At 70.5% G+C, this 9,214-nt stretch carries 5 protein-coding genes and 1 pseudogene; 4 read left to right on the plus strand and 2 right to left on the minus strand.

The window, feature by feature from the left end:
- Both V7067_RS05950 and V7067_RS05955 read left to right on the plus strand, forming a co-directional pair.
- Positions 1-1,854, plus strand: a 1,854-nt coding sequence (locus V7067_RS05950; protein WP_334174965.1) for a hypothetical protein, incomplete at its 5' end; no start/stop codon positions are given.
- A gap of 5 nt (positions 1,855-1,859) precedes the next feature.
- A complete protein-coding gene (locus V7067_RS05955) occupies positions 1,860-4,022 on the plus strand; it encodes a PP2C family protein-serine/threonine phosphatase (RefSeq protein WP_334174966.1) in 2,163 nt (720 codons plus the stop codon).
- Here V7067_RS05955 and V7067_RS05960 read toward each other — a convergent pair.
- A complete protein-coding gene (locus V7067_RS05960) occupies positions 3,965-5,287 on the minus strand; it encodes an adenylate/guanylate cyclase domain-containing protein (RefSeq protein ID WP_334174967.1) in 1,323 nt (440 codons plus the stop codon). The two genes, V7067_RS05955 and V7067_RS05960, sit on opposite strands and share 58 nt — an antisense overlap.
- 317 nt (positions 5,288-5,604) lie before the next feature.
- On the opposite strand from V7067_RS05960, the gene V7067_RS05965 reads away from it, so the two are divergent.
- A complete protein-coding gene (locus V7067_RS05965) occupies positions 5,605-6,804 on the plus strand; it encodes an MFS transporter (RefSeq protein ID WP_334174968.1) in 1,200 nt (399 codons plus the stop codon).
- Between the two features lie 22 nt (positions 6,805-6,826).
- On the opposite strand, the gene V7067_RS05970 is transcribed toward V7067_RS05965, so the two are convergent.
- Complete coding sequence (locus tag V7067_RS05970; RefSeq protein ID WP_334174969.1) at positions 6,827-8,032, minus strand: PQQ-dependent sugar dehydrogenase; 1,206 nt, start codon at positions 8,030-8,032, stop codon at positions 6,827-6,829.
- A 638-nt stretch (positions 8,033-8,670) separates the two neighbouring features.
- On the opposite strand from V7067_RS05970, the pseudogene V7067_RS05975 reads away from it, so the two are divergent.
- A pseudogene (locus tag V7067_RS05975) lies at positions 8,671-9,214 on the plus strand (glucose-6-phosphate dehydrogenase); the annotation flags it as partial.

Here is a 9,214-nt window from a genome sequence, read left to right on the forward strand (position 1 = left end):
GCCAGACAACACGCCTCCATGCCCCGCACGAGCGACCGGGCGGCGCTGTGGTTTGCCCTCATCGTGGCGCTGATCGTGGGCATCGCCAGCACGGCGATCGGGCTGGAAATCTATGCCGGGCGGCGTGCCGAGGTGGTGGCGGCAAGCCGCGCCGTGGTGCGCTCGGTCGGTGCCGCCGTTGCACAGACCGTGGAACGGGCGGTCGGCTACGGCATTCCCATCGACCGGCTCTATCGCGCCGATGCCTATCTGGCGCAGTCGATGCGCGCCAGCGGCGAGATCAGCGCCATCATCCTGCAGGACACCGGCGGCCGCGTCGTGGCGGCGGCCGGGGCGGCCTCGCAGGTCGAACCGGTGGTGGTGCCGGTCACCGTTGCCGGCAGCGACCGCGGACGCCTGCTGCTGTTCCCGGCCTACACCATCGCCCGGCAGACGCGCACGACCATCGTCCAGATGGCCATCGTGGTCACCGTGCTGGCCGGCCTTGCCGCCGGCATCCTGATGCGCGCGCTGCTGGCGGAGACGATCGACCTGCGGCGGGCCCGCTTTGCCGCTGCCGCGCGCAGGGTGGCGCGCGGCTATTTCGGCGAAAACACGCCCCCGCTGTGGGACAGCCCGATGTCGGCCCTCAATGTTGCCGCCGGCACGCATCTGGCCGCCGTGCGCAGCGAGGCGCGGGCCGTGGCCGCGCTGGCCGATGAGATCCGCGCCGTCGATTTCGACGGCACGCTGGCGCCGCGGGTGGCGCGGGCCATCGCCCCGCTCGGGCCGCTGCCGGCGTTTCAGGCCAGCGTGCGCCAGCGCTTCAACACGCTGTGGGCCGGGTGGTGGGCGCTGGCGGTGCTGGCGCTGGCCGGGGCAACGCGCCCGCTGCTGGCCAGCTTTGCCGCAGACCGCATCGATGCCGGCCTGTTTCAGGCCGTTCAGGTCGCCGGCTCCGTCGCGCTCGGCGCGGCGGGCCAGCTTGCCGGCCTGCTGGCGGCGCTGCTGGTGCTGCGCGCCCGGCCGCTGGCCATCGCCCTCGCTCTGGCGCTGGTGGCGGGCGCACTGGTGTGGGTCAGCGACAGCCGCGGGTTCAGCCCCGTGCTCATCGCCCGGCTGCTGATCGGGTTCGGCACCGGCTTTGCCGTCTGGTCGCTGATCGCCCTCGACGGCCGCTTCCTGCGCCAGCCGTTCCGCTGGGCGCTGATGCTGCTGGCGGCGGAAGGTGCCGGGCCGATTCTGGGCGTGCTGTGCGACCAGATGATCGGGCGGCGGCTGACGCTGGAGATCGCCGGCGTTCTGGCCGGCGTTCTGGCCATTCTGGCGCTGGCGCTGCGCACCCGCTCCACCGCGCGGCTGCGCCTTGCGCTGCCGCCGCACGCGCTGCGCCCGCTCGCCGCGCTGACACTGAGCACCGCCGCCGCGGTGGCCTTCATGGACGGCGCCCTTTCCGGGGGGCCGGTGCGGGACGATCTTGCCCGCGTGGCCCTCGGCTACGCCCTGTTCGGCGGCGGGCTTGCCGTGCTGCCGCTCATCCGGCCCGGCCGGCGGGCAACCGCGGGGCTGGCCGCTCTGGCGCTGCTGGCGGCGGCCGCGCTTTCGGCGTGGTTTCCCGCCGGGCCGCTGCCGCTCGCCCCGCTGCCGGCCGGCCTTGCGCTGGGCGCGGTGGCAACGCTGGCCGGCGGCCTCACCTTCACGGCCGCCGGCGGCGTGGCGCTGGCCGGCGGCGCGCTCACCGGCGCGCTGGCGCTGGCCGGCGCGGCGCTGCTCGGCACCTCCCCGGCGTGGGCGCTGTGGCCGCCGGCCGCCGCCGCGCTGGCGATCCTGCTCGCCGGCGCGCCGCGCCGCAGCGCCGCCGGCGGGGAGGCCTGACGCCGATGCTGCTGCGCACCCGCCTGACGCTGTTCCTCTCCATCGCCTTCATCATCATCCTCGGCCTGCTGCTGCTGGCCGGCGAGGAGCGCGACAGCAGCGAAACCAACCATTACGCCACCGTGGCGATTGCCGGGCAGAGCGCCTTGTGGAAGGTGCTGCTGCGCACCGAAGTGGATTCGCTGGACGACGATGCCAGTGAGATCGTGGCCGCGCTGTCGCCGCTGTCGGGCAGCGAGCCGGCCAGCCTGCGGGCAGACATGGTGCGCACGATGGCGCGGCCGGGCGTCACCATCCGGCCGACCGACATCGTGCAGGTCATCGGCCTGCAGGGCGAGATGATTTATTCCAACGCCATCGGCGGCGAGCAGCGGCCGCTGCTCGACAAGGTGGCCCTCAGCCACATCATGAGCTCCGGCGCCCGCCTTGGCGGGCTGACGCAGGATAACCCGAACCGCTTCGTAGTGCTGTCGGTGTCGCCGCTGGACGTGAACGGCCGCACCGTCGCGCTGCTGGCCGTGGCCCGCGATGCAACGCCGTTGCTGATGCGCTTTGCCGCCGACTACGGCGCCGCCACCTTTCTGGTGTCGCTGCGCGGGCGCATGATTGCCGGCACCGACCCGGTGCTGTGGCACGATACGCGCCCCGCCGTGCCGCGCCGGCGCGCCAGCATGACCACCACCGAGGGCCGCACACAGCTTCTGCTGGTGACGAGCGTGCCGGTGAAGGACCTGACCGGCGGCAGCGTCGGCGTTCTCGTGTCGCTGCGCGACAGCTCGGAGACGCTGGGCGACGTGCGCGCCGTGGAGCAGATCGGCATGATCGTGATCGGCGCCTTTCTGGTGCTGACGCTCGGCTGGCTGTTCTTCTATCTGCGCCGCAGCTTCCGCCCTCTGGAAGGGGCCATCGGCGTGCTGCGGGCGCTGTCGCGCGGCGACACGGCGGTCGCCATCGAGGAAAGCGGCGACGGCGAGATCCGCGCCATCGCCGACACGGTATCGGTGTTCCGGCAGAACGCCATCGCCATCGAGCAGACCAAGATGGAGACCGAGCGCCAGCGCCGCCGGCAGGAACGGCTGATCCGCCGGCAGCTCGAAGCGCTGGCCCGCACGCTGGAGACCGACGGCCGCAAGGCGGTGATGGAGGACCTGCGCGCCATCGTCGATCAGGAACGCGCCCTGCCCGCACCGGCCGGCCGGACAACGGAACCGCCGGCGGCGACACCCGCCGCGGCAGGTGCGGGTGCGGGCGCGGGCGGCGACGACCAGCTTGGCCTGCTTGCCTCGCTGCTGCAGCGCATGTCGGCGCGCATTGCCGAACAGCACCGCCGGCTGCGCGAGCTGGTGGACGAACTGCGCGAATCCATCGCCACCCGCGCCAAACTGGCCGGCCTGCAGCAGGAACTGGAGATCGCCCGCGACCTGCAGCTTTCCATCCTGCCGCGCTCCAGCCCGGCGACCGACCGGGTGGATGTGTTCGGCCGCATGGTGCCCGCCAAGGAGATCGGCGGCGACTTCTACGACTATTTCCTGCTCGGCCGCGACAAGCTGGCGGTGGTGGTGGCCGACGTTTCCGGCAAGGGCGTGCCGGCGGCCATGTTCATGGCCATCACCCGCACGCTGCTGAAGGCGACCACGCTGTTTTCCGAAAAGCCGTCGGCCTGCATCGAGATGCTGAACGACGTGCTGTCGGCGGAAAACGAGCAGATGATGTTCGTCACGCTGTTCTTCGGCGTCATGGATCTGGAGACCGGCGAGATGGCCTATGTCAACGCCGGACACAACCCGCCCTGGCTGAAGCGCGCCGGCGGACAGCCCGAAATGCTGCCGCCCACCGGCGGCATGGCGGTGGCCGTGATCGGCGAACAGACCTATCGCGAGGCCGCCGTGCGGCTGGCGCCGGGCGACCTGCTGGTGCTCTACACCGACGGCGTGACCGAGGCGTTCGATATCGACGAGCAGGCCTATGGCGACGACCGTCTCGGCCGCCTCGTGGACGGGCTGGCCCCGGGCCTGACCGCAGCCGGCATCACGGCGGCGGTGTTTTCCGATGTCCACAGCTTCGAGCGCGGGGCGACGCAGGCCGACGACATCACCTGCGTGGCCCTGCGTTATGCCGGCCCGTCCCACACGCCGCACCAGTCTTCCGCCGGCGGGTTTTCGCTGTAGTACCCGGCCCGGCGGAGCAGCAGCCGGGCGGCGGCATCGTGCGGCTCCGCATCCAGCGTGTCGCCGGCCATGCGCCGGGCGGCGGCGAAGTCGCGGTCGCGATAGGCCATGAGCGCGTTCTCATAGAGCACCGCCGCATGCAGCGTTCCGGCGCTGACGCTGCCGGAACGCCCCATCAGCGCATGCACCGCCTCCGGCCGCGTCTGGCCGCGCAGGATCACCCGGTCCACCTCGCGGAACACCAGCCCGTCGCCGGCCGCCCGCCGCGTGGCATCGGAAACCAGCACCGGCACGCCATAGAGCTTGGCCGCCCCTTCCAGCCGCGCCGCGGTGTTGACGGCATTGCCGATGACCGTGAAATTCCGGCTGGTGTCGGCCCCGACATCGCCGGCCACGACCTCGCCGGTGGCGATGCCGATGGCCACCGCCAGCGTGCGGCCGGCCGCGGCGCTGATGCCTTGCAGCGCCTTCTGCAGCGCCGGCAGGGCGGCAATCTGGTCCAGCGCGGTTTCGCAGGCATCGCGGGCCTGCGTGGCGGGGTCGGTGAAGGGCGGGCCCCACCACGCCATCACCGCATCGCCGATGAACTTGTCCGTCAGGCCGCTGTGGGTGCCGATGGCCTTCGTCATGGCGGCCAGATAGCTGTTGAGCAGATCCACCAGCGCTTCCGGTTCCAGCCGCTCGGTCCAGCCGCTGAAATCGCGCAGATCCGTGAACGAGACCGTCATCACCTGCCGGCGGCCGCGCTCCTCGCTGAGCGGGCTTCGGGCGAGAATGCGCTCCACCACGCGCGGATCGAGATATTCGCCGAAGATGCGGGTGATCTTCTTGCGGCGGCGCTGCTCGGTGATGTCGCTCATCACCACGATCACCCCGTGGCGCTCCACAGCGCCGTCGCGCTCGGCGAGCAGGAAGCTCGACGAGACGTGCAGGTAAACGTTGCGCCCGCCGACCGCGATCATGAGGTCGCGGGCGTGGACGGTCTCGTTTTCGTAGACCGCCTTCAGCACCACCTCGTTGAAATCCTCCAGCCGCTCTTCCAGAAGGAAGGCTTCGGCGAAGGACGCGCCCACGGTGGCCGCGGGATCGAGCCCCAGCAGCCCGCCGGCCGCCGCGTTGAAGGTGAGGATGCGGCCGGCCATGTCGATCGACAGCACGCCGTCGCGCATGCTCGCCAGAATGCGGGCATGAACGAGATCGTCGACCCCGCCGGCGGGCGGGACCGGCGCAGCCGCGGCCACGGGCGGCACGACCGGGTCACTCATCGGCGGCCCCGACGAATGGCACGGCCGTGCCCGGCCGCAGCCGCCGCCCCCCGGGCGGCATCGTGCCGGCGGGTGTTGTCATCGCTTGCCTCCTGCGGGCCGGGGCAGCGCATGCCGGACCGGCCGCCCGCTGCCCGCAGCCTTGTCTGCGAGCCCCTGTGATAGCCTTCCCCGCTGCCGCCGGCCACACACGGTTTGTCCCCCTGTTCAGATGTCATCAAACAAGCGTATAGAGCGCTGCGCACGCCACCCGTGCGGCAAAGTCGTCGTTCCCCCCCTGCCCGAAGGGACGCCCGAGGCGCCCGGAGTTGCGCCCCATGGTGACCTCGTCGTCCAACGATAGCCCTCCTCCGGGCCGCGGGAAAAGCCCCGGCAGCGCATTGTCGGTCCTGACCAGCCCGGCGCTGATGGCGCCGGTCAGCGCCTCGTTCGTGTTCGGCACCGGGCTGTCGCTGGTGGTGCCGCTGCTGGCCATGGTGCTGGAGCGGCGCGGCGTGTCGGCCGGCCTGATCGGCCTCAACTCGGCCATGGCCGGCATCGCCGCCATTGCCGCCACGCCGTTTGCCGTGCCGCTCGCCCGCCGCCTCGGCACGCTGCGCACCATCGTCACCGCCATCGTTGTCGCCGCGGTGTCTCTGCTGCTGTTCTTTCCCGTGCAGAGCCTTGCGGTCTGGTTTCTGCTGCGCATCAGCTTTCACGGTTCGCTGACGGTGATCTTCTGCCTGTCGGAGTTCTGGATTTCCGGGGCCGCCCCGCCCGAGCGGCGCGGGCTGGCGCTGGGGTTCTATGGCACGGCGCTGTCGCTGGGGTTCGCGCTGGGGCCGGCGATTCTGGCACTGGCCGGCAGTCAGGGCATGGCGCCGTTCTGGCTCGGCGCCGGCATCATGCTGGCCACCATCGTGCCGATCGCCACCGCCGCCCGGCACCAGCCGGTGATCGCGGCGGAAGCCCGCGGCTCGATGGTGCGCATCCTGCGCCTTGCACCGGTCGCCACGCTGGCCGCCTTCGCCTTCGGCGCCATCGATGCCGGCACCATCGCGCTGCTGCCGGTGTTCGCCACGCGCATCGGCTTCGACGATACCGCCATCGGCCTCGTCATCACGGCGCTGGGGCTGGGGTTCGGCGTGGCGCAGGTGCCGGCCGGGCTGATGGCCGACCGCGTGCCCAAGAAGGCGCTGCTGCTCGGCGCCGCCGTCGCCTCCGCCCTGTGGGCGCTGGCGATCCCCGCGCTCGGCACGTCGGTGCCGGTGCTGGCGGGCGCCATGTTCCTGTTCGGGCTGGTGCTGTCCGGCCTCTACACCGTGGGGCTGGCCGCGCTTGCCAGCCGCTTCAGCGGCGTCGATCTCGGCACCGCGAACGCCACTTTCATCATGACCTATTCGGTCGGCATGCTCCTCGGACCGGCCTCCATGGGGCAGGCCATCGACCGCTTCGGCCCCGGCGCCATGTTCCACGTCGCGGCCATCGCCATGGCGCTCTATGCGGCGCTCATCGTGGTGCGCTGGCGGGCGGAATGAACCGCCCGCCAGAACGGTTCCGTCACTTCGCCGCAGCCGGGGCAACCGCCGTCGACTTGTCTTTCGGCTCGATGCGATAGAGACCGCCGTCCTCAAGATCGGTGGTGAGATAGATGAAGCCGTCCGGCCCCACGCGCACATCGCGGATGCGGCCGATCTCGCCTTCAAGGAAACGCTGTTCGCCGCCGACACGCTCGCCGTTCATCTTCAGACGGTCGAGAATTTCGGAGGCGAGCCCGCCCACCCACACCGTGCCGTTCCACTGCGGATAGACGCCGTTCTTGTAGATGGCGAGGCCGGACGTGGCGATGGAGGGCTTCCAGTACCACACCGGCTGTTCCATCCCCTCGGCTTTGGTGCCGATGCCGATCGGCTTGTTGTCGTAGCCGATGCCGTAGGTGATCACCGGCCAGCCATAGTTGCGGCCGGGCTCGATGATGTTGAGCTCGTCGCCGCCCTGCGGCCCGTGCTCGATCTCCCACAGCAGGCCGGTTTCGGGATCGAACGTCAGGCCCTGCGGGTTGCGGTTGCCGTAGGTCCAGATCTCCTTGCGCGCGCCCGGCACGCCGACGAAAGGATTGTCGGCCGGGATCGCGCCGTCGCTGCGAATGCGGACGACCTTGCCCCACGCCTGCGACAGATCCTGCGGCTTGGACAGGTCGAAGCGGTCGCCCACCGTCAGGAACAGGTAGCCGTCGCGGACCTGAATGCGACCGCCGAAGTTCTCGATGCCCGGCGCCGCCGGCCCGGCCTCGTAAATCACTTCCAGGCCGGTCAGCCTGTCGCCCTCCAGCTTCGCCTTCGCCACGCGCAGCGTGGAGGCGGCGCGGAAGCCGTGGGTATAGGAGAGGTACAGCGTCCGGTTCTTTTCAAACTCCGGATCGAGATGCACATCCAGCAGGCCGCCGTGGCCGGCCACATAAATGTCCGGCGGCAGGCCGCTGACCGGCGTCAGACGGCCATCTTTTTCGACGATATTCAGGCGGCCGGGACGCTCGGTCACGATCGGGCGCCCGTCGGGCAGAAAATCGACCGACCACGGATTGGCCAGCGGCGCTGCGACGGTGACGAGATCGAAATCGCCTTCCCCGGCTTCGGGAACAGGACTGGCGGTATCGGCGGGCAGGCTCGCGGCGGCCGCGGGCGCAACACCCGCCGGGCCGGCAACCGGAACAGCCAGCGCAAGGGCAAGGGCTGCGGCGGGGCCAAGGGCGGTAAAGGCCTTCAAGACTGATGCTCCAAACGAAACAGACGTCGCGCGCACCATCGCCCTGCCTGCACCGGCCTGTTTCCCCGGCGGTGCTGCGCGCCCCGGCGTGCGCCCGCCCATCAATGGCCGGAATCGGGCCCCCGCGCCACTCCAAAGCCGGACCGGCCGCAAATTCGCCTCCGCAGCCCGCCCAACGGGCCATAAGCCGGGCAGATCGGCAACAGATGGGGCGAAACCGGCGCAGAACGCCCCTCAGCCCCTCGACAGCAGTCCGTTGGCTGCGCTACCAACGGCGCGAATTGAGGTTCGCCCCTCAACGGTGCCGGCGGTGCGATGCCGGCGGCGCGGCAGCGGGCCGCGGGCAGAAACGGCCCGCCCCTTGCATCTCGCCCCTTGCTTGCAGAAGGACGATGCCGCGGGAAGGGATCGGGAAACGGTTCCTTCGGTATTGTCTGTAATCGGCAGGGTGCACACCGGGAAGGTTTGCGCCAGCCGGCAGAAGACCGGGTGCGTTGCTCCGGTTTTTCGTTTCTACACCAACAGAAGGCCCGTTCGACCAGACACCAGCTTCCGGACAACTTTTGCAGGACGAAGCCCGTGCCCGTGCCGACAGCCGTTCACCAGACCGATCCGTCGCTTCATCAGGGAGCCCGCGCATGACCTCGCGCGTTGTCGAAGTCGATCCCTTTGACATCATCGTCTTCGGTGCCACGGGGGATCTCTCCCGCCGCAAGCTGATCCCCGCGCTCTATCACCGCGACCAGTCCGGCCAGCTTCCGGAAGATGCCCGCGTGATCGGCACCTCGCGCCGCGAGATGGCCCCGAGCGATTTCATCGAAGATGCCCGCCAGTCGATCATCGCCCATGTGCCGGCCGACGAGGTTTCGCCGGAATCGCTCGCCCGCTTTCTTTCCCGCCTGTCCTATGTGGCCGTCGATGCCGCCTCCGAAGACGGCTGGGACAATCTGGTCTCCCACGTCGGCCTCAACCCGGCGCGCATCCATGTCTATTATCTGGCCACCGCGCCGGAGTTCTTCGGCCCGATCTGCACCAGCCTCGGCAAGCACGGCCTTGCCGCCGGCAACGCGCGGGTGGTGATTGAAAAGCCGATCGGCAAGGACCTCGATTCCGCCAAGCGGGTGAATGCGGCCATCGGCGCGGTGTTCCCGGAAGACCGCATCTATCGCATCGACCACTATC

Source organism: Pseudoxanthobacter sp., assembly GCF_036822375.1.
Lineage (GTDB): Bacteria > Pseudomonadota > Alphaproteobacteria > Rhizobiales > Segnochrobactraceae > Pseudoxanthobacter.